The sequence below is a fragment of the uncultured Helicobacter sp. genome (assembly GCF_949282165.1).
In the GTDB taxonomy this organism is placed as follows: Bacteria; Campylobacterota; Campylobacteria; order Campylobacterales; family Helicobacteraceae; genus Helicobacter_F.
Map to the genome: position 1 here is coordinate 1 of NZ_CASDOV010000008.1, position 21,943 is coordinate 21,943.

Sequence of the window (21,943 nt, forward strand, 5' to 3'; positions counted from 1 at the left end):
GATACAAGATTTAGAATGATTGATAAAACTTGATTTGCTCTAAGCTCCTCAAAATTGGGAAACGAAATACTACACATACAAAGCTTAAAGTTTGCTTTATAAGAAAAATTTCTATAGCAGTTCTCTTTAATAAAAAATAAAGTTTTCTTTAACTACAATTCTGGCTTTATTTTTTATTCTGCGTAGAGCAATGAACGATCTTAAAACCAAAGGTTATTATGTCTGCATATTCGCATATCTTTTATAATGGCACTCTTTTTGACAAACGCACTTTCGCGCCATCACCCACCACAAAACGAGCCAAGATTCTCTATGTCTGCGAGCTAGACAAATTGCCCAAATTCGCATTTGATATCTCCGCTTCACTCAACTCCCAGATTCAAGAAGATACAGAAAAGATTATAGAATCCATCTATGCAAAAGCCAACGAGAGCGGTATTATCGACTCTTCGCACACATACAGCCTGTATTTTGCGTGCAAGCCGCATTTTTATGACGAGAGCCTACAGGAGTGCGAGGCATACCTCATAGATCACAGCATTTTTGCCCAGCTACCCAAGCACTTCAAAGTGTGTGAGATCGCTCTAGACGCGCATCTTTTGGCATTGCATATCCAAGAGGGCTTTGTGTATATCAAAAAATCCCAAATCCTCTATTACATCAATCACGCGCAGGTTCTTAGCACGATCGCTAGCACAGAGAGTAAGATCACACAAAAAGCCCAGCTTTTTGCCAAAATGTTTGGCGAGCACACGCTGCAGATTCTAGAATCTATGCCCACCACCACGCTTTTAGAATCTAGCGCAATCCGCTTACAGAGCAAGCGCAGCAGATTCTCTACCTTTATCCAAAAATGCAAAGACGAGTATTACACCTGCACGAGAGCCCTGCTGCACAACAAGCTCGGCTTTGTCCGCAATGCTTTTGGGCTCTTTGGCAAATCACAAACACACATTTTTCGCAACCTAGCCATAGCCCTTAGCGTGGGCTTTGGGCTTGTCTATCCCAGTGCGCTTTTTGCCCACACCCACACGCTCAAATCCCACATCGCCGCCCTCCAATCCCAAGAATACGATTTCCTTAGCCTAGAATCTAGCACCACAGCCCAAACCAATGAGCTAAACGAGCTCCTAACGCAAAATAAAAATATGTATCAAAAAATCTCCTTTGTGTTAGATTCACTAAATGCCCCGCTCCTAGGCGAGGCTATGGAGGAGGCTTTCTCACTCCTCTCCCAGCACGCCACGCACACCACTCGCGTGAGCTTTGCCAAAGCCACAGGCTCGAGCGTGGCGATTATGGACATCTACGCTCCGACACAATCCCACATCACGCAGCTACTAAAAACCCTCAACACCGAAAAATCACAGGCTAAAATTACCCATATCACGCACCAAGATGGCAAAGCCCATTCCCAAATCTCTATGGTGCGCTATGAGTAGATTCACCCGCCTCAAACCACGCGAAAAGATTCTAGCCTTCATCTGCGCCCTGCTTGTGTTTGTGCTCTGTGCGCATATGCTTCTGATACAGCCTGCCGAGCAAGCCCACAGCCACGCCTCTAGCCTGCTAGCCCAGCTCCGAGAGGACGACGCCCTGTATGAGAGCAGCTATAAGCAAGCCCTGCAAGACACCACCACGCTCCATTCCCAACGCTCCGAGCTCCTCACAGAGCTTGTGCGAGCCAATGCCTCGCTCCATTCCTTGTGGCGCGAGATTACCACCAATGGGCGCAATGCCTTTGAGAATCTAGATTCTATCCTCACGCTTTCCCAAGATTATCGCCTCACGCTCACGGATATCAACATCACTAATGAAAAGCTGGGTATCATCTCCCTAAAGGGCAGCGGGGCGTTTGAAGACATCGCCCGATTTATCGACAGCATCGAGAGCCTACAAAGGCGGTATGTGAGCCTAGATTTTGTCCATATCGCGCTCCAAGACGCCCTAGAGTTTGAGCTCCTTATCCAAGATATGAGGATTTAACCTAAATGCGCTACGCCCTCATCTGCCTGCTTGCACACCTTGCCTTTGGTGCAGAATCTATCCCTTGTGATGTGCTCTGTGCTGATACTCTCCACTCTCACATACAAAGCCACAAATCCCCTAAGAATCTAGCGCACAATCCTTTCCCCACTCCCGCACCACACCCACCCACGCGCGTGCAAAAGCCCCATTACCTCAAGCTCGAAGCGGTGATGAATGCCAAAGCCCTCATTGATGGCGTGTGGTATGCAAGCGGCAAAGCACCCTTTGGCACGATCACAGGCGTTTATAGTGATCACATCACTCTAGCCCAAGGAGGCAAGCTCCACACGATAAAAATCTCCCAAAACATCGTGTGGTATAAGTGAGAGCAGTGAGCCTTTTATCCACGATTTGGCTGCGTGCGATATTTGCGCTCTTCCTCTTTTCCCAGCCTCTGCTCCACTCCTGCGAGTCTATCAGCTTTAGTGCTAGCACCACGCTTTCTAAGATCCTAGAGGCTATCGCTTCAGACTGCAAGCTCAATGTCATCTACACCCAAGATCTCGCCCGCAAGATTTTAGATTCTAAAAAAATGTCCTTGCAGTTTTCTGACACCCCACTGCAGCAAGTTTTAGATACCTTGCTCACACAAAACGATCTAAGCTTCACGCTCCAAGACAATCTCCTTAGCATTTGGGCACTCCAGACTAAAACCTTTAGTATCAATTACATATCCACCGCGCGCGTGGGCTCTAGCAACACCGATGTGTTTTTCTCTCAAGATTCTCAAAACACCCTAAACACTTACCAAAACTCCTACGCCACACAGGGCTTTAATACCTTTGAATCCACCCAGCAAGCGCACAAAATGGCACTCAACAAAGCCGCCGGGCACACGCTTGGCACGGGCAAAAGCGGCACGAAAATTTATTCTATCGATGAGATGGATTTTTGGGGCGAGCTGGAAAATGAAATCTATAACATTGCCTATCGCCCGGGGGATTGGTATGTGCCAGATTCTAGCAATGGCGCACAATCTCAAGAATCTAAGCTCGCACACAAAGATATTGTGATCAACAAAGGCGCGGGGCTTTTGACCATCACAGGCTCACAGAGGCAGGTGAGTCGCGTGGAGGAATACCTCGCCTCGCTTGCCCAAAAGATTCACGCACAAGTGCTTATTGATGTCAATATTTTCAATGTCGAGCACAACGATAGCGCGACTTATGGCATTGATTGGGAGCAGTTTTTTAACCTCACCAACCTCGCCACCACACCCATAGGGAGCGAGGGCTCTAGCTCGCTTGTGCTTAATAATGCGGGCAATTCCTATGGGATTAATATATTCTCACAAGGCGTGAGCATCGAGCGTATTGTGGAGTTTTTGCAAACCTATGGCAAAGTAGAATCTATCTCCAATCCCAAAGTCCTCACGCTCAATAATCAGCCCGCCATCATCAGTGTGGGCAGTGTGCTGCGCTATCAGCAGAGCACCACATACCAAACCACCACGCAAGGCACTTCGGTGCAAAATGCCTCCGAGATTTTCCCCTCAGTGTTTGCGGGGATTTTGCTTGATGTTACGCCAAGCATTCAAGACAAAAAGATTATCCTAAAGATTAATCCCTCGATTACCAAGACTAAAGATTCATCAGTGGAGAATCAAACAACCGCCCTTAGCTCCCCGCCCAATCTCGCCACCAAGCACCTCTCCTCGCTCGTAGCCATTGACGATGGGCAGCGTATCGTGCTAGGCGGGCTGATTGACAAAACCAACGCAAAGATTCTCAAAAAAGTCCCCGTGTTGGGGAGCATACCGCTTGTAAAATACCTCTTTAGCTATACCAAAAACACGCAGGTAACCAAAGAAATGGTGATAATCCTCTCGCCAAAGATTATGACTAAAGAAGCAATCCAAGCCCAAGAGCTGCCACAGATATTGCTAGAATCTAGAGAGATGCTAGATTCTCAAAAACCCCAAAAATCAGCCACAGAATCTCTAGAATCCACACAAATCCTAGAGCAGCTCCAAGATAAGCTCCCGCCCATAGATATGTTACAATCCCCAGATACCAAAAGCATAGATTCACATCACGCACACGCTCTCACGGGGCAATCTCACGCTATCATAGGCACTCTATGAGCACCGCCCCCACGCACTCCCCTGAGAACCTCGACCACAAAGCCCTCTGCGCGCTCAATCTCTCGTTTATAGAAAAGCTGCGCTGCTTTGCCTTTAAGCTAGATTCTACTCATATCGCCCTCGCCACAGATCCGGATAATCCCCCAGATATGGAGCTTGTGAGGTTTCATATACACAAACAATTCCCAAACCTTGCCCTAGAATGCACCCCCATCAACGACTTTGAGCTGTTTTATCAAAAAGCCCTTGCTAATGCTAGATTCACTGCCCTCACACAAAGCCTATGCGCCAACCTCACGCTTTTGCAAGGAGACACAGAGACTACTAGCGACAAAAGCGGCGATATTGGCAGCCTCCTAGATTTTATCCTCGAGTATGGCATACAACACCAAAGCAGCGATATACATTTAGAATCTAGCGCGCACGCGGCAAGTATCCGCTATCGCATTGATGGAATCTTGCACAAAAGTTTTGAAATCCCCCTTAGCCTCTTTGAGGTGCTCTCCACGCGCCTCAAACTAGAGTGCAAGCTTGATATCAGTGAAAAGCGCAAAGCCCTTGATGGGCGATTTTCTCGGGATTTTGCACAAGGTGCGTTTGATTTTAGATTCTCAAGTATGCCTAGCATTGATGGCGAGTCGCTTGTCCTGCGTATCCTGCAAAAAGGAGCCAAAAGCCACACGCTCCACTCCCTAGGATTTTTGCCCTCTACTCTCCATCTTATCCATCAAGAAATCACTAAAGGCAGCGGCGTGGTGCTACTCGTAGGACCCACAGGCTGTGGCAAAAGCACCACGCTCTATGCAATGCTAGAGGCGATAAAAGATAGCACCAAAAAAATCATCACCCTAGAAGATCCAATAGAATACCAAGTGAGCGGCATTACCCAAGTGCTCCTTAATCCGCAATACGATTTTAGCTTTGAGCGCGCCCTGCGGGGCTGCCTACGGCAAGATCCCGATGTGCTGATGATAGGGGAGATTCGCGATTTTCAGACACTTGAGCTCGCGCTCCAAGCCTCGCTTACCGGACATTTAGTCTTTGCAACCTTGCACGCTAACGACACACTAGGTGCGCTTGATAGAATCTTAAGCCTAGGTGGCAAGCCCGAAATCCTCACGACAAATCTTAGTATGATTATCGCCCAACGCCTCGCTCGCAGGCTCTGTGAGCATTGCAAATATAGCGTGCCACAAGACTTTTATGCTACCTTCAAAGAGGGCTTATACCAAGACTTCCTCGCACGCTTTGTACTCCAAACCCCGCTCTATCGCTCTAGGGGCTGCGCGTATTGTGATAATAGCGGCTTTAGCGGGCGTTTGCTGCTTAGCGAAGTGCTCCAAAACCCTCGCGCCTCTAGCCTTAGCAAAGACACCTTGCAAACACACCTCATACCTATGCGCACGCATATCATAGACATTCTCACGCGAGGGCTGTGCAGCGTAGAAGAGATCTATCGTGTGTGGGGCTAGGCTATGAATCTAGGGCGCACGCCAAACCCGCAGGATCTTAGCGCGCTCTTTTTGCAAATGGGGCTTTTGTTAGATTCTGGCGTGGGGGTGCTAGAGTGTATGCAAAGCGTGCGAACCCCTCACAAAGCCCTTAAATGCGTCATAGATGATATAGCCCAAAGCCTCCAACACGGGCGAAACCTCGCCCAATCCTTTGAGAAGCACAAAGCGGTGTTTGGCGAACTCTCCTGCGTGCTCCTTAGTCTGGGGCAGCAAAGCGGCAACCTCCCATCAATATTGCTTGAGTTAAGCGAGTATTTCAAAAAACGCGCCCAAAACAAAGCCATCATCACCAAAGCCCTATTCTACCCCGCCCTTGTGCTATGCGCGATGGTGGGGGCGTTTTTGGCGATTATTTGGTTTGTGATACCGCCATTTATGGTGCTTTTTGGCGAACTTGGCGTGGAGCTGCCTATCTATACGCAAATACTGCTATGGCTCTATGAGTTTGCGCACACCTTTGGGGCTTTGAGTGTCCTTTTGCTCGTGCTTATTGGCTTTATCACACTCCTTGCATACAGGCACCATCTCGCCTTTAGGCACAGGCTTGATGCGCTCGCGCTCCGCCTGCCGCTTGTGGGTGCGCTCATCATCTCACAGGAGCGGTATAGATTCTCATTTGCGCTTAGCTGTATGCTAAAGGGCGCGCTGCCGCTAGATAGAGCTCTCCCACTTGCTGCCAAAAGCGTGCAGAATCGCGCTCTACGCTCACGCTACCACGCCCTTTTGGGCTATATCCAAACCACCGCAGCCACGCTAAGCCAAGCCCTTGAAGCACTTAGCCTCTTAGATCCTCTCTCTATCACGCTCGTGCGCGCAGGCGAGAAGAGTGCCAAACTCCCCCAAATCTTTGAATCCATCGCCCAAAATCTCCAAACTCACAATACCCAAAAACTCGACACACTCGTGCGCCTCATAGAGCCCACGCTTAGCCTTATTATGGGCGCACTCATCGTGTTTTTGGCATTAGGAGTGTTTGTGCCTATGTGGGATATGAGCGCAAATGTGCTCTAGCACTCACTAAAACACGCCCTGCCAGAGCCGAAGCCCGATCCCTAGCCTATTTGAGTGGATATTGTATTCATAGATATTATCGCCATAGCCATTGCTGTATTGCACGTAGATTCCGAGATTTTTGGTTAGGCGATAGGTGTAGCCTATCTCAAAGTGGGGTTTATAGAATCCAAAATCGCTCACGATGGGCGAGGCTTTGAGCTCTAGGAGGTGGTTGGTGTATTTGAGATACAAAAACAAATCCGCATAACCCCGATAGCGCGCCAAATCCGGATTATCGTGCAGATAGCCCTCATAACGCAAACTCATCCAAAGCCAAGTGCGCGCGATTGCCCCGATTTTTAGCCCCCAAGGCGTGTCGTATTGCAAACGGACTTTGAGCAAAAGCTGATTTTGGGTGCGTGAGCGCAGGGCACGCTCGCCATTTGAGATGTGTTTGTAGCCTAGCTGCACCCAACGCACGATATCATTTATCCCCTCATAGGACCAATACAACTCCGGCGCATAGTCCGTATCGCGAAACGGGCGTGAATCTGGCTCATTGTAGTTTTGGAAAAACGCGGTTTGCGTGTAGGCAAAGAAAAATCTATTGCGCTCACCGATAGAAAACATAGGGATTCTGAAGCTAAATTGGAATTTTGTCTCTGTCGGCATATTGTTGTCATAAGTGGGTGAAAAGCTATGATAATAGGGCAGGATATAAATCGCCTCGTGCGCATAGAGCGCGCTAAGCCGCGAAAATATCTCTTGGGGGCTCTCCTGCTTTGTGGGTGTTGGTGAATCTGTAGCTAGATTCTCATCTGCGAGCACCCACACACCCACCACCAAAGCCAAAACCACAAAGCCCTTTCTCATCACGCACCCTCAAACTTAAGCTAAAAAATCGTAAGATTGTAGTCCTAAAACGCTTAAAAGTAAAGTTTGTGTAAAGGATTGTAAATGTGTGGGATCGTGGGCTACATCGGCAGTAATGAAAAAAAGCAAATCCTCCTTGATGGCTTAAAAGAACTAGAATACAGAGGCTATGACAGCGCAGGAATCGCGGTATTAGCCCACAAGCAACTCCATAATTTTAAATCCGTGGGCAAAATCGCCAATCTCGAAGAAAAATGCAAAGACTTCCACTCAGAGGGCTTTGGGCTAGGCATAGGGCACACGCGCTGGGCGACACACGGCAAGCCCACAGAGGCAAATGCCCACCCACACTTCGCAGAATTTAGCAATGTCGTGCATAATGGGATCATTGAAAATTACGCCCAAATCAAGCAAGCCCTCAAAGACAAAGGGCATCAATTCACTAGCCAAACCGATACGGAAGTTATCGTGCATTTGTTTGAAGAAAACCTAAAAACCCACAAAGATCCGATGGAAGCTTTCAAGCACACCATACAAGCCCTTAGCGGCGCGTATGCAATCCTGCTTATCACCAAAGCCGATGAAGAGGCGATTTTTTATGCCAAAAAGGGCTCGCCACTCATTATCGCCCAAGGCGAAGGGGGCGTGTATTTTGCTAGTTCGGACGCGCCGCTTATCGGGCTTGCTAGTAAGGTGCATTATGTCGCCGATGAGAGTATCGGGCGTATGGATTTGGAGGGCTTTGCGCATTTGCAGGATATCAAAGAGCTTAGTATCAGTAAGTCTTATGCGCAAAAAGATGGCTATCGATTCTTTATGGAAAAAGAGATTTATGAGCAGCACAAAGTCCTGCTAGAGACGATGATGGGGCGCGTGAGCGATGAATTTATCGGATTTGAAGAAGTGGGGGGCGAGTTTTTTAGTGGTATTGAGGAGATTACAATTTGTGCGTGTGGGACGAGCTACCACGCGGGGCTTAGTGCCAAATACCTCCTAGAGCGACTAGCCAAAATCCGCGCTAATGTCGTCTTTGCTAGCGAGTTCCGCTACGCCAAGCCCGTGCTGCACCCAAATGAGCTCTTTGTGTGCGTCTCTCAAAGTGGCGAGACTGCCGATACACTCGAAGCCCTCAAACTCGCCAAATCTAGCGGGCTAAAAACCCTCGCCATCTGCAATGTCGATAATAGCTCCATTGTGCGTGAAGCGGACAAAACAATCCTCACGCGCGCAGGGATAGAAAAGGGCGTGGCAAGCACCAAAGCCTTTGCCACACAGATGATGGTGCTTTGGATTCTCAGCGTGTATTTGGGGCATTTGCGCGGGCACATTGGGGCGGGGGATTTCAAGCACTACGCTCGCACAATGCTAAATGCTGCTAAGCTCACCAAGATAGATTCACAACTCCACGATCGCTTGAAGCGACTTTCTAAGCGGTATTTACACGGGCACGGCTTTTTCTTTATCGGGCGCGATATTTTCTACCCACTCGCACTTGAGGGCGCACTCAAGCTTAAAGAGATTAGTTACTTGCACGCCGAGGGCTACCCAAGCGGCGAGATGAAGCACGGACCTATCGCGCTTGCTGATGCCGAGCTCTTTTGCCTCGCACTCCTGCCCAAAAACCTGCTCTTTGAAAAAATCAAAAGCAATGTCGAGGAGCTAGGCGCGCGTGATACGACGATTTGTGCGATTTGTAGCGAAGAGATACAAGAAGCCGATGATATGGTGTATATCCCCAAATGCAGCGAGTATATGGAAGAGTTTTATGCGATGATGGTGGTGCTCCAGCTCCTCGCCCTTGAGATCGCCACCAAACTCGGCAATGATGTGGATATGCCGCGCAACCTCGCCAAATCCGTAACCGTGGAATGAGGCTTGGCGATAGTGTAAGCGAGATTGGCACAAATACAGAATCTAGCGCGATCTAGCGCGCGCTTTTGACTTCCCTGCCATTGAGCGGCTGGACATCACGCGAGTTATCGTGCATAATCTTATGCAGCCCATCAATTTGCTTTTTAGACGCGCTTAGTGCCTCTCCCAGCACCACCCACTGCACCTTTTGACTACAAGGGGGCGTCGTCAAACTCCCATCAAACGCGTAATACGCTTGTGATTGTGGCAAGAGATTGCGGGGATTGAGCTTAGTGAGCTTGTTGTTGCCGCCATTTTTTTTGGGTGCGCTAGAGAGGATTTTTTGCAGCTCCGCATTTGCCCCACCCTCCTCAAAAAGCACGCCAATCACGAGCAACTCCCCTTCAGCACTACTATGCACGAGGTGCATCTCTAGCGGATAGACGACATTATCTATCGTGTTTTCTGAAGGCGTGTGAAAATGCAGCTGCATAAGCTTGTATTCCTTGCCCTGATAGGTTATGCCGCCCTTTTGTGTGAAATTCACTTGCACAGAATGCCCATTATTGATGATATTTTTAGAATCTGCTTCATACGCGATTGAAAGTGCGCGCTCTACCGAAGTCGTGTTTTTGGTAAGGATATTTATGGGGGATTGCTCCTTGCCATTGCACTCGGGGTAATGCTCGCCCCACTTACTTGGTCCATTATGCTCATCATACCCCCAGTGCGCTGCATTTAGCACACCAACGCCCAGCAAAATTGCTAGTAGCCAACCACACTTCATTACAAACTCCTTGAAACAAAAATAAAAGCCGTATTGTTACGCATTTTGGCTTAAAAATGCTTTGTGCGGGGCGGAGATTCTTAGTTTGTGAAAATTTTGGCTATTTGGCTTGCCCTCTTAGCATATTTTGCTCTAATAATCGCGCTCGGGCTTGCTCAAACACCGCATTTATGCTCTCTTGCACCCATTTGGGATTGCTCCACTCCTGCACGCTCACCGCGTGCCCCTGCACAAGTATCTCCAAATGCAAATGATCGCCAAACGCCCATCCGCTAGAGCCTGTGTAGCCGATGATATCGCCGCTTTCTATCTCATCGCCCACTTTGAGCGTGGAATCCGACATATGCGCATACAGACTTGAGAGCCCAAAGCCGTGGTAAATCACAGCGGTATTGCCGTGCAAGCCTAGGTATTGGCGCAATATTACCACGCCGCCATTACTCGCAAATATCGGGGCATTGCGCACGCTCGCGAGATCTAGCCCCATATGATACACCACGCTCACAAGGTTTTTGTCTAGATAATAACTCCGCTCATCGCCAAAATACCCCACGACAACGGCATTTTTGAGCGCGGAAAATGGCGAGATTCCATAAGGAATGTAGCTTTTGTTAGAAATCGTGGTGGTGGTGGCTTCTAAAATCTGCTTAGAATCCCTAGAGCGCGCCTGCTCGTTGATAAACAAAAACCGCTCTTTATCGTCTGCAAACCCCTCATAACTCACATTGCTGATTTGCTCAAGCAAAGATCGGAGCTTAGATTCTAAAAACTCCGGTTTTAGGCGTATGTTAGACTTCCGGATAGGGGCGGTAAGGTTTTTGGGGAAATTAAGCGCGATTTGTGCGCTATTGGCAGCCTTATCCACGGCTTTAATCCTGCCCTCAAAAAGCACATTTTCTAGGGGCCACGCGACAAACGCCCCATACACCGCCTCATCGGGCGCGAGCACAATGCCATCAAAATGATGCCTAAAGGCGCGAAATTCATTTTTGCCATTGCTAAGGGTTACAGAATCTAGCGCGAGATCTTTGACTTTAAAGAGCACAAAGGCACTGCCACTGCGAGAGATCTTAGGCGAGCGCGCGAGAATCTCAATCTGTGGCGCGCTCGTATCGATGATGAGAGACACATCGACACAAGTTGTGTTGCCTGCGAAAAAATTCGTATTGCTCCAATCACTCACACAGACTTTATACACGAGCGTTGTGCCGTCCTTTAGCTCGGTTAGGGGCTTAGGGAGGGAGAGCGTGAAATTTTTGGGCTTATTGAGCACCACTTCACCTTGACTAAAGAGGATTTGAGAATCTAAAAGCACCTCCACGCTATAGCTCCGTATCCCGCTCTCATCGCTAAAGCGTAGCGACAAATCGTCCTTTAGATTCCAATGTGTGGGGAGGCTAGAGAGTGATTGGAAGATAGGCTTTTGGCGTTCAAAAACAAAAAAATTAAGCACCAAATACAAAACCGCACCCAAACACGCCACAAAGACTGCAATGACTAGATTCCTCACTCTACTCCCTTAGCCTAGAATTCCCACTATATCGTGGTTTTTTCACAAAACTTAAGTGAAATTTGCCTATTTTTTTAGGATTTTTTATGATAGGATTGCAAAAGCCGATTTGGTGGTGTTGCGTTGTATCTCACACATTATTCTCTTTTTAAGGTTAGCAATGAAGCGGTATTTTTTAATTTTGTGCGTGGCTTATCAGGCGGCTTTTGGCGCGGTGGTAAGCAATCAGATTTGGGAGAGCGGTAGCACACTTTTTGGATTTTTCCAAAAATACAATATCCCCGCAAGCGTGTATTACGACTTGCCCCCAGAGGACAGAGAGCTTACAAGCGAGATTTATGCAGGCGTGCGCTACTACACGGCGTTCAGCGAGGAGGGCAGCCTTTTACAAGCCCTTATCCCCATCGGCGATGGTATGCAAATTCACATCTTCCGCTACAAAGACGGCTACAAGATGGACTTCACACCCATCGCGTATTTTGAAAATGAGCAGCGCATCGTGCTCCCAATCCAACGCTCCATCTATCAAGATCTTATGGAAGTTACCGACGATCAAGGGCTTGTCAATGAGCTACTCAATGCCTACAAAAACAGCATTAGCTTCAATCGCACTGTGCTAAAGGGCGATAAAGTCGCGCTCATCTACAATCGCAAATACCGCCTAGGCAAGCCCCTAGGCAATGCCCAAATCAAAGTCGCTATGGTGGAAACCAACAAAAAACCAAACTATCTCTTTGCCTACAATGGTCGTTATTACGACATCAAGGGCAAGGAGATTGAGGGATTTTTGCTCTCTATGCCAATTGTAGGGGCGCGCATTAGCTCCAAATTCTCTCTAGGGCGCAAGCACCCGATACTAGGCTTTGTGCGCCCACACTATGGCGTGGATTATGCCGCACCAAAAGGCACGGTGGTGAGCGCAGCGGGGAGTGGCACCATCATATTTGTCGGGCAAAAGGGCGGCTATGGCAATGTCATCGAGGTGCGCCACGAAAATGGCATAAAAACCGTGTATGCGCACCTCAACTCCTTTGCTCCCGGAATGAAAGTGGGCAAATATGTCAAAAAGGGGCAATACATCGCAAAAGTGGGCAACACCGGGCTTAGCACGGGACCGCATTTGCACTTTGGCGTGTATAAAAACAACCAACCCGTAAATCCCCTAGGCAACATCAAAGCCGCCACAAAAGAGCTAGACAAATCCCACAAAGAGCAGTTTGCTAAGCTTAGCGATGAGTTCAAAGGGCAGATTGAGACAATCCTCGCACAAGTCCAAGAGGAGCAGCGAGAATCCATCGTCGTGAGCCTCCCTGTGGGCGGTGCCGAGGGCTTGCAATAGGGAGTGAGATGAAAACCGATATACGCGATATTTGTATCACCCAATGCACAGATTCCCCCTACATCAAGCCCCAGCGAATGACTTATACCGAAAATGGCTACAAAAAAACTTGGGACTTTGTCCAGAGCCTTGATAGCGTGGCGATTATTATCCACAGAGTCGATGAGGACGCGCTCGTGGTAGTGCGGCAGTTTCGCCCACCAGTGTTTTTAAAAAACAACGACGGCTACACATACGAGCTATGCGCAGGACTCATCGACAAGGAGGGCAAAACTATCCGCCAAATCGCCGCGGAGGAAGTGCTAGAGGAATGCGGCTATGAGGTGGATTCAGAGGATTTGCGCGAAGTGGCGGTGTTTCACACTTCTGTGGGGACAAGCGGAGCGAGGCAACATCTCTTTTATGCGCAAGTAACTGCAAGCGATAAACGCTCTGAAGGCGGTGGCGTCGATGGGGAGGTTATAGAATCTATGCTGATTAAGCGCGCCGAGCTAGAGGCGTTTTTGCTAGATACAAGCCTTGTCAAAACGCCCGGGCTTGGGTTTGGAATCTTGTGGTTTTTGCGCCATACCACAGACAAAGGGGTGCGTGTATGAGGTGGATTGTGTGCGTTGTGCTAGCGTGGAGCTGCGCGCTTGGGATAGATGCTAGAGTCGTGCGAGTGAGCGTGGATTCTGTGCAGAGAGATACCATCGTCTTTGACGCACAGAATCTGCAAGTGGGCGAGAGCGGCGTGGTGCTGACAAAAAACCAATCCCACGCAATCATCATCGCCAAAGCCATTATAGAATCTATCGAGGGAGGCAGGGCGAGTGCTAGGGTAGAAGCCTTTGACACCATAGAGCAGCGATACCTCCCAACCCCCATAAACAAACCCCAAGTGGGCGATGAAGTGCTTTTTAGGAGTTTTTATAACCGCGCCATTGTTCTCGCGCCAAACCAAGAGAGTTATCAATTTGTGATTGATAGCAATCCTGCGATTGACTTTATGCACATCGATCTCTTTGCGGCATACCTCCAGCAGCAGAGCCTTAATGATCCAAAGCCAAAGCAGTTTGGGGAGTTCTGCCCCAAATACAGCATAGGTTTGGTGTTTATCGTAGATTCTGCACACACAAAGGTGTTTGATTGCCAATCCTTCGCCCTCCTTGAAACGCAAGCCCCACCGCCCAGCGAGATACTGCACGCTAGCACACTCACGCCATTTTTCTCACGCCTAAGCCACCCAAACAAACCCCTTGGCAGTAGATTCAAATCCTACAAATCCAAAGACTACTTTCCCTACTACGATACCCTCACGCAGGAGTGAGTGCTAAGGAAGCGCAATGCCTGCAGATGATGAAGAAAAAACCCTAGCCCCCTCGCAGCACAAACTCCAGCAGGCACGCGAGGAGGGCAATGTCAGCAAAAGCATCGAGCTTGTAGGCTTTTTTGTGATGCTCAGTGGCTTGGCACTTATTTTTTTTATGATTCCCTATTGGGTGAGTGGATGCAAGGGGATTTTTACCTATATCGTGGGCTTTTTTACACTTAGTGAGTTTAGCGCGCAAGAGCTTTTGTGGCTAAGCCTTGGCATAGGGGCGGAGATGCTCAAAATGGTGCTGCCTGTGTTTGTGGGGCTAATGATTATGGGTGTGGTGGCAAATGTCGGGCAGTTTGGATTTTTGCTCTCTACCAAAGCCCTGCAGCCCAAACTCTCTAAAATCAATCCCATTTTGGGCATAAAAAATGTCTTTTCACTCAAAAAACTCCTTGATGGCTTTATGATTACCTTCAAAGTCTCCATAGCCTTCATCGTGGGCTTTGTCGTGTTTGTGGGGTTTTTTGGGGAGTTGCCCACCATATCGCGCCTTAGAATCTACGATCAGATTCTGTGGTTTAGGCAAAAGGTGCTTATCTTGATCGGGATTTTGCTCATACTCTTCTTAGCTATGGCGATAGCAGACTATCTCATCAAACGCTACCAGTATATGAAAAGTCTGCGTATGAGCGTCAAGGAGCTAAAAGACGAAACCAAACGCTATGAGGGAAATCCCGAAATCAAATCGCGCATCCGCCAAACCCAGCAAAAAATGGCGCGCTCTCGTATGATGCAAGAAATCCCCACTGCCTCCGTGGTGATCACCAACCCCACGCATTATGCCGTAGCCGTGCGCTATCAAGACGAAGATGTGGATCTGGGTATGCCTCCGCGCGTGGTGGCAAAGGGCGTCGATGAGCTCGCCATACGCATTAAGGCCGTGGCGCGGGAGCACGACATACGCATTATTGAGAATCCACCGCTAGCGCGGAGTTTGTATGCGATGGTAGAGGTGGGGAGCTTTATCCACCCCGATCTTTTTAGAGCAGTTTCAGAAGTCCTGCAGCAAGTGGCGTGGCTCGATCACTTGCAGGGCAAAGACACATTGCTAAACACCACGCTCAAAGCCCGCCAAAAAGCCCAGCAAGCCCAGCAGCAAAGCCCTATGACTTAGATTCTAAATCTAATACCCAAAACAAGCACAGAATCTAAAAAGAGAGATTCTAAAAATAAGCAAAACAGAATCTAAAAGAGCTCCACAATCCAAATTGGGCTTAGCATTTAGCCCCTTATTCTATGCACTCTTTAAGATTCTAAATCCGCGCTAGATTCTGTGTGCTTAGAAACGATGAGTAGGTTTGGGCTAGCAAACTTGCATAAATAGTGCGCTTAGGCGTGGGCAGGGTTTAGAAAAAATTTTATGTTTTTAAGATACAATGCCACAAATTGCTTTAGAAAGGACTAGCAGGGTATGGATGTGCGCGCTGCGTTTTTAGAGTTTTTCAGACAAAAGGGGCATAGGGTGTATGATTCTATGCCGCTTGTGCCAAACGATGCGAGCCTGCTTTTCACAAATGCGGGTATGGTGCAGTTTAAGGATATTTTTACAGGCAAGCTCCCGCGTCCAGAGATCCCCCGCGCCACTAGCTCACAAGTTTGTATGCGTGCAGGGGGCAAACACAACGATTTAGAAAATGTCGGCTACACCGCGCGCCATCACACACTTTTTGAAATGCTAGGGAATTTTAGCTTTGGGGATTACTTCAAACAAGAGGCGATCGCGTATGCGTGGGAGCTCGTAACCAAAGTCCTAGGCTTTGATGAGCGGGTGCTGTATGTGAGCGTGCATAAGAGTGATGATGAGGCGTTTAGAATCTGGAGTGAGTATATAGATCCTAGCAAAATCGCGCGTATGGGGGATAAGGATAATTTTTGGCAAATGGGCGATGTGGGGGCTTGCGGTCCTTGTAGCGAGATTTATGTGGATCAGGGGAGTGAGTTTTTTCACTCAAGCGAGGATTATTTTGGCGGTGAGGGCGATAGATTCTTAGAAATATGGAATCTCGTGTTTATGCAATATGAGCGCGATGAGAGCGGTGCCCTAAAGCCCCTGCCAAGCCCAAGTATCGATACGGGTATGGGGCTAGAGCGCGTGGTGGCACTCAAAGAGGGCAAAATAAACAACTTCGATACCTCACTTTTCGCGCCGCTTATGCGCTGTATTGAGAATCTCACACAAGAGGCGTATATCAGCGATGATGTGCTACTTAAGGGCTCTTATACACAAGAGGAGCGCGAGCGTATCAAAGCGCGTATCTCAAGCTTTCGCGTGATAGCCGATCACGCGCGCAGCGTGGCGTTTTTGCTCGCTCAAGGGGTGCATTTTGACAAAGAGGGGCGCGGCTATGTCCTGCGTAGAATCTTGCGCCGAGCGGTGCGGCACGGGTATCTGCTAGGGCTAAAAGAGGCGTTTTTGTATAAGGTTATAGAATCTCTCGCGCATTCTATGCAGGGTGCGTATCCCTACCTACTAGAGCGCAAAGACACGATCACAAAGCAGTGCAAGAGCGAGGAAGAGCGATTTTTAGAGACTATCGATGCGGGTATGGAGCTTTTTAACAAAGAATTGTATGCAATGAGTGGTGCGCAGGATTTGCACGAGATTCACTCCAATACGCCTAAGGCACGCTTTAGCGGCGAGGTGGCGTTTAGACTCTATGATACCTATGGCTTCCCGCTAGATCTCACGCAGGATATGCTACGTGATAGGGGCATAGAGGTGGATATGGGAGAGTTTGAAGCACATATGGATGCTCAAAAGCAACGCTCTAAGGCTAGCTGGAAAGGCAGTGGGGATAGCGCGCAAGAGGGCGATTTCAAAGAGATTGTGAGTGCGTTTGGAGAAAATACATTCGTGGGCTATGAGAGCGATAGCGCACAAACGAAAATCCTCGCATTGCTAGATTCTGCGTTTAGGCGTGTGGAGGTGCTTGGAGCGGATTCAGAGGGCTATGTGCTTTTGCACACTACGCCATTTTATCCAGAATCTGGCGGACCTGTGGGCGATAAAGGCGTGTTGTTAGATTCACAAGGGCAGGTGTGCGCACAGGTGAGCGATACCAAAAAATACTTCGGGCTTAATATCTCTCAAGTGCGAACACTCAAGAGACTAGAGCAAGATAAGGAGGTGCTAGCACAAGTAGATAGCGCGCGCGATGAGATAGCCAAGCACCATTCCGCCACGCATTTGCTGCATTTGTCGTTGCGCAAGATTTTGGGCGAGCATATCGCACAGGCAGGGAGCTTGGTGGAGCCCCATCGTCTGCGCTTTGACTTTAGCCACAATAAGCCCCTTAGTCAAGAGGAGCTTGAGCGCATAGAATCTGATGTCAATGCCCAAATTTGTGCAGCAAACCCGCAGATATGTGAGAGTATGCCCCTAGAGGAGGCAAAGGCAAAGGGCGCGATGGCACTCTTTGGCGAGAAATACGCACAAAGCGTGCGTGTGGTGAGCTTTGGGGAGTCTATCGAGCTGTGTGGGGGCATACACGTGGCAAATAGTGCGCAAATTGGGAGCTTTTATATCACCAAAGAAAGTGGCGTGAGCAGTGGCGTGCGGCGCATAGAAGCGGTGTGTGGGTATGCCGCCTATGAGTGGGGCAAAAAAGCCCTAGAGACACTAAGAGACGCCAAAGACGCGCTAAAATCCCAAGATGTGCTTTTGGGCATTACTAAGATGAAAGCCCAACTAAAAGAGCTCAAACAAACCTCATCGCGTGTGGCAAACAATCTCAAGGGGCTTGCCTATGAGCAAGTAGGCGCGTATCAGCTCGTAGTCTCAAGGCTAGAGGGGATACAGAGCGCGGAGGCAAAAGCGGCTATCGATGAGGCAAAAAACAAATACCAACGCGTAGCGATTTTGCTCATCACAGAGAATGAAGGCAAGGTGTTCATCGCTGCGGGGGTTAAAAACGCTCCGCTCAAAGCTGGTGCGTGGGTGAAAGAAGTCGCACAAATCCTAGGAGGCAATGGCGGTGGGCGCGATGACTTCGCCACTGCTGGCGGCAAAGATGTGGCAAGTATCGCTAAAGCCCTAGAGTGCGCTAGGGAGTTTGCCCTCAAATCCCTTAAGTAGTGTGTGCTTTCAATAGTGAGCGTCTTAAAAACTCAAGTGATCATAGGTGCGCGCCACCCCAAGCTAACAAACTTGCAAAGAGGAGAATATGCGTAAGATTCTATATATCGGGCTTATGAGTGCGTGGGCGCTGTATTTTGGTGCGTGCTCGCAAAAAGAGCTAGAATACAACAAGCCAGCTGTGTATTGGTATGAAAACATACTCAAAGAAGTGAATTTTGGGAATCTCGAGGGTGCGGATTCTAGCTTTTCTTCCCTGCAGTCTGAGCATATCAACTCGCCTCTTTTGCCCGAGGCTATGCTCATACTAGCCCAAGCACATATGGACAAAGAGGAGTATTTGCTCGCGACTTTTTATATCGATGAGTATGAGAAGCGATACTCCACGCTTGCCGATCAGGACTATTTGGGCTATCTCAAGATCCTTGCTAACTACTACGGGTTTAAAAACTATGCGAAAGATCAGGAGTTTATGTATCGCGCCATTAGCGAGATTGAAAACTACTTAGAGACATTCCCAAATAGCCGATACGCACCCTTTGTCGAGTATGTGTTTATCAAATTTAAGCTTGGCGAAAATGAGCTCAACACCGCAATAGCCAATGTCTATAAGCGCAAGGGCAAGGAGAGAGCGCGCGAGGACTATCTCTCAAGGAATCAAGATATTATCGAGGGCATTAAGGTAAAACCCTCGCATATCCCGTGGTATGTGCGGATTTTTAATTGGTAGCACAATTTACAAAAAGGTTTGACAATGAATAACGATGAACTTTTAGAGTTTCCTATGACTTTGCCTCTGCTCGTGCAAGATGAGCTTTTTATCTATCCGTTTATGATTTTGCCCATTTTTGTGAGCGATGAGGAGAATATCCGCGCCATTGACAAGGCGATGGAGAGCAAGGATATGGAGCAAAAGCGTATTTTTGTCTCGGTGGCAAAGGACGATGAGGGGTTTTATGATGTGGGAGTGATGGGGCATATTATGCGCAAAACCGCTGTGCCCGATGGGCGTATAAAAATCCTCTTCCAAGGCTTGTATAAATGTAGGGTGCTTGATATTATGCAGCAAGATCCGCTAGAAGTGTGCATAGAGCGCATAGAATCTAAGCCCTATGAGGAAAATACCGCCAACGCGCTCCTAGAGATTTTGCGCGAAAAAGTCAAGGTGCTAGCCAATATGGCGCAGCATTTCCCTCCTGATTTGCTCAAAGCTCTCGATGAAAACCACGACCCCAATCGTATCGTGGATCTCGTGGCATCTGGGATTAGGCTCAAAAAAGATGTCGCCTACACGCTCTTTGCCAAAGACGATGTGCTAGAGCGGCTGGAGCTCATCATAGAATGCGTGATGGAGGAGATCCAAGCCCAAAAAATGCAAAAAGAGATAAAATCCAAAGTCCATAACAAAATGGAGCAAATCAACAAAGAATATTTCCTAAAAGAGCAGCTAAAGCTTATCCAAAAAGAGCTAGGCGAGAATCCAAAAGATGAAGAGATAGAACGCTACACCCAAAAGCTAGAATCTCTGCGAGCACATATGAGCGAGGAAGCCTACAAGGAGATAAAAAAGCAAATCACGCGCCTAAGTCGTATGCACCAAGATAGTGCCGATGCGAATTTGTTGCAAAATTATGTCGAGTGGTGCCTAGAAATCCCTTTTGGCAAGCTCGCACAAACCAAAATCAGCATAAAAAACCTCGCTAGGCAGCTAGATTCTGATCATTACGCCCTGCAAAAGCCAAAGGAGCGGATTGTAGAATACTTCGCGGTGCGCGAGCTCGCACACAGGCGCAAGCAAGAGAGCAAAGATTCTAAGGGCACGATTTTGTGTTTTTATGGACCGCCGGGCGTGGGCAAGACAAGCCTCGCAAACTCCATCGCCAAAGCCGCTAAACGCGCGCTTGTGCGTATCGCGCTAGGTGGTATGGAAGATGTCAATGAGCTGCGTGGGCATAGGCGCACCTATATCGGAGCGATGCCCGGGCGTATCACACAAGGGCTTATCGAGGCAAAGGAATTCAACCCCGTAATCGTGCTCGATGAGATAGACAAAGTCGGCAAGAGCTATCGTGGCGATCCCTCTAGCGTGCTACTAGAGATTTTGGATCCCGAGCAAAATACCGCCTTTAGGGATTATTACACAAACTTCGATCTCGATCTCTCCCAAGTGATTTTTATCGCCACGGCAAACGATATAGGCGCGATCCCCCCTCCACTGCGCGATAGAATGGAGTTTATTGAGATCTCTAGCTACACGCCTCAAGAGAAGTTTGAAATCGCGCGCAAATACCTAATCCCCCAAGAGATCAAAAAACACGCGCTCAAAAATACCGAGGTGGCTATCAGCACGGGCGCGCTTAGGGAGATCATCGAGAAATACACGCGAGAAGCGGGCGTGCGCAACCTCCGTCGGCAAATCGCTAGCATAATGCGCAAGGTGGCTAAGGAGATCCTAAACAACGAGGGAGATTCTAAAATCACCATTGCGCAAAAAGATTTGCCCGCATACCTACACAAAAAGGTGTTTGAAATCTCTAGCGCGGATAAGAAAAATCAAGTCGGAGTTACCAACGGCTTGGCTTGGACGAGTGTGGGTGGCGATGTGCTAAAGATCGAGGCTATCAAGATTAAGGGCAAGGGGGAGCTCACGCTTACCGGTAGCCTTGGCGATGTGATGAAAGAATCTGCCAAAATCGCGCATTCTGTGGTAAAGACACTTTTTGATACTAAATTTTTGCATAGCGCAGGACACAAGCAGGATCAGCAGATTTATAATAGCTATGATATACACCTGCATATCCCCGAGGGTGCGACGCCTAAAGACGGACCGAGTGCGGGCATCACGATGGCTTGCACGATTGCAAGTGTTTTGTCTAATCAATGCGTGGATAGTAGCGTGGCGATGACAGGGGAGCTCACGCTAAGTGGGAGTGTGCTACCCATAGGTGGGCTTAAAGAAAAGCTTATCGCCGCGCACAAAGCCGGGATAAAAAAGGCACTAATACCGATGAAAAACTACCAACAGGATTTAGATGAGATTAGCCCGCACATTAAGGAGCAGATGGAGATAATCGGCGTGAGCACGATAAAAGAAGTGCTAAAGATCGCGCTTGTGTAGGGCAAAATAGGCGTATGCGGGGACTTAGATTCTGTGCATTTGGGATTGAGGATTCTAAAAATTTGCTTTGTGCGCAGTAAATGGCTCTTTTACTCGCGCTGCACTTGCTTAAGCCAAGCGGGTAGCTATCACGTGATGAGCACCCTTAGCACTTTTGGAGGCACTCACTTTGCACTGAAGACAACTCCTACCCCCGCCCGCCAAAACTCCCCAAGCCACACCACAACGCCTAAGTTTTGCTAGTGGTGGTAACCCTAAATAAAATCCACACCAAGCGAAGCAAAGCCAAGCACGGAATGTAAGAAAAACAGAATCTAGCGTAGGCTTAAACTCCAATTTGCTGCCTAAGATTCAAAGACAAAATCTAATCAATCAAAGCTCTTTTTGAATCTATTCCAACAGATTGAGAATC

The 21,943-nt window shown here is 48.4% G+C and carries 17 protein-coding genes; 14 read left to right on the top strand and 3 right to left on the bottom strand.

Annotated features, from left to right (window positions below):
- Positions 1-218: 218 nt before the first annotated feature.
- Genes ACH2BK_RS05545 through ACH2BK_RS05570 form a run of 6 tightly spaced genes read left to right on the top strand, consistent with a single transcriptional unit; the run spans position 219 to position 6,636 of the window.
- A complete protein-coding gene (locus tag ACH2BK_RS05545; protein ID WP_395002462.1) occupies positions 219-1,442 on the top strand; it encodes a hypothetical protein in 1,224 nt (407 codons plus the stop codon).
- Positions 1,435-1,986 carry a type II secretion system protein GspM gene (gene gspM, locus ACH2BK_RS05550; RefSeq protein ID WP_394995329.1) on the top strand — a complete coding sequence of 184 codons (552 nt, stop codon included), beginning with the start codon at positions 1,435-1,437 and terminating at the stop codon, positions 1,984-1,986. The genes ACH2BK_RS05545 and gspM overlap by 8 nt, the downstream gene beginning before the upstream one ends.
- Positions 1,987-1,991: 5 nt before the next feature.
- Positions 1,992-2,354, top strand: a complete 363-nt coding sequence (locus tag ACH2BK_RS05555; protein ID WP_394995332.1) for a hypothetical protein — start codon at positions 1,992-1,994, stop codon at positions 2,352-2,354.
- A 5-nt stretch (positions 2,355-2,359) separates the two neighbouring features.
- The gene (gene mshL / locus ACH2BK_RS05560) at positions 2,360-4,111 is read left to right on the top strand and encodes a pilus (MSHA type) biogenesis protein MshL (protein ID WP_395002464.1); all 1,752 of its coding nucleotides are present in this window, start codon (positions 2,360-2,362) and stop codon (positions 4,109-4,111) included.
- Positions 4,108-5,583 carry a GspE/PulE family protein gene (locus ACH2BK_RS05565; protein ID WP_395002466.1) on the top strand — a complete coding sequence of 492 codons (1,476 nt, stop codon included), beginning with the start codon at positions 4,108-4,110 and terminating at the stop codon, positions 5,581-5,583. Before mshL ends, ACH2BK_RS05565 begins: the two co-directional genes overlap by 4 nt.
- 3 nt (positions 5,584-5,586) lie before the next feature.
- The gene (locus ACH2BK_RS05570; RefSeq protein ID WP_395002468.1) at positions 5,587-6,636 is read left to right on the top strand and encodes a type II secretion system F family protein; all 1,050 of its coding nucleotides are present in this window, start codon (positions 5,587-5,589) and stop codon (positions 6,634-6,636) included.
- Between the two features lie 6 nt (positions 6,637-6,642).
- Here the strand turns inward: ACH2BK_RS05570 and ACH2BK_RS05575 are convergent, their stop codons facing one another.
- Positions 6,643-7,491, bottom strand: a complete 849-nt coding sequence (locus ACH2BK_RS05575; protein WP_395002470.1) for a phospholipase A — start codon at positions 7,489-7,491, stop codon at positions 6,643-6,645.
- Between the two features lie 84 nt (positions 7,492-7,575).
- On the opposite strand from ACH2BK_RS05575, the gene glmS reads away from it, so the two are divergent.
- Positions 7,576-9,363 carry a glutamine--fructose-6-phosphate transaminase (isomerizing) gene (glmS, locus tag ACH2BK_RS05580; RefSeq protein ID WP_394995347.1) on the top strand — a complete coding sequence of 596 codons (1,788 nt, stop codon included), beginning with the start codon at positions 7,576-7,578 and terminating at the stop codon, positions 9,361-9,363.
- Positions 9,364-9,415: 52 nt separating this feature from the next.
- Here the strand turns inward: glmS and ACH2BK_RS05585 are convergent, their stop codons facing one another.
- Positions 9,416-10,129 (bottom strand): carbonic anhydrase, encoded by a 714-nt coding sequence (locus ACH2BK_RS05585; protein ID WP_394995350.1) that lies wholly within the window; start codon positions 10,127-10,129, stop codon positions 9,416-9,418.
- 100 nt (positions 10,130-10,229) lie between these two features.
- Complete coding sequence (locus tag ACH2BK_RS05590; RefSeq protein ID WP_395002472.1) at positions 10,230-11,639, bottom strand: M23 family metallopeptidase; 1,410 nt, start codon at positions 11,637-11,639, stop codon at positions 10,230-10,232.
- Positions 11,640-11,799: 160 nt separating this feature from the next.
- Between ACH2BK_RS05590 and ACH2BK_RS05595 the strand changes: the two genes are divergently transcribed.
- From ACH2BK_RS05595 to lon, 7 genes are all read left to right on the top strand, one after another.
- Entirely contained in the window at positions 11,800-12,978 is a 1,179-nt protein-coding gene (locus ACH2BK_RS05595; protein ID WP_395002474.1) for a peptidoglycan DD-metalloendopeptidase family protein, read from the top strand.
- Between the two features lie 8 nt (positions 12,979-12,986).
- A complete protein-coding gene (locus tag ACH2BK_RS05600) occupies positions 12,987-13,574 on the top strand; it encodes an NUDIX domain-containing protein (protein WP_395002476.1) in 588 nt (195 codons plus the stop codon).
- Positions 13,571-14,287, top strand: coding sequence for a plasminogen-binding N-terminal domain-containing protein (locus ACH2BK_RS05605; RefSeq protein ID WP_394995361.1), 717 nt, complete (start codon positions 13,571-13,573; stop codon positions 14,285-14,287). Before ACH2BK_RS05600 ends, ACH2BK_RS05605 begins: the two co-directional genes overlap by 4 nt.
- Before the next feature lie 16 nt (positions 14,288-14,303).
- Positions 14,304-15,452, top strand: coding sequence for a flagellar biosynthesis protein FlhB (flhB, locus tag ACH2BK_RS05610; protein ID WP_394995364.1), 1,149 nt, complete (start codon positions 14,304-14,306; stop codon positions 15,450-15,452).
- Between the two features lie 297 nt (positions 15,453-15,749).
- The gene (alaS, locus tag ACH2BK_RS05615; RefSeq protein WP_395002478.1) at positions 15,750-18,413 is read left to right on the top strand and encodes an alanine--tRNA ligase; all 2,664 of its coding nucleotides are present in this window, start codon (positions 15,750-15,752) and stop codon (positions 18,411-18,413) included.
- An 88-nt stretch (positions 18,414-18,501) separates the two neighbouring features.
- Complete coding sequence (locus ACH2BK_RS05620) at positions 18,502-19,143, top strand: outer membrane protein assembly factor BamD (RefSeq protein WP_395002480.1); 642 nt, start codon at positions 18,502-18,504, stop codon at positions 19,141-19,143.
- 24 nt (positions 19,144-19,167) lie between these two features.
- Positions 19,168-21,531, top strand: a complete 2,364-nt coding sequence (gene lon, locus ACH2BK_RS05625; protein ID WP_395002482.1) for an endopeptidase La — start codon at positions 19,168-19,170, stop codon at positions 21,529-21,531.
- Positions 21,532-21,943 lie beyond the last annotated feature (412 nt).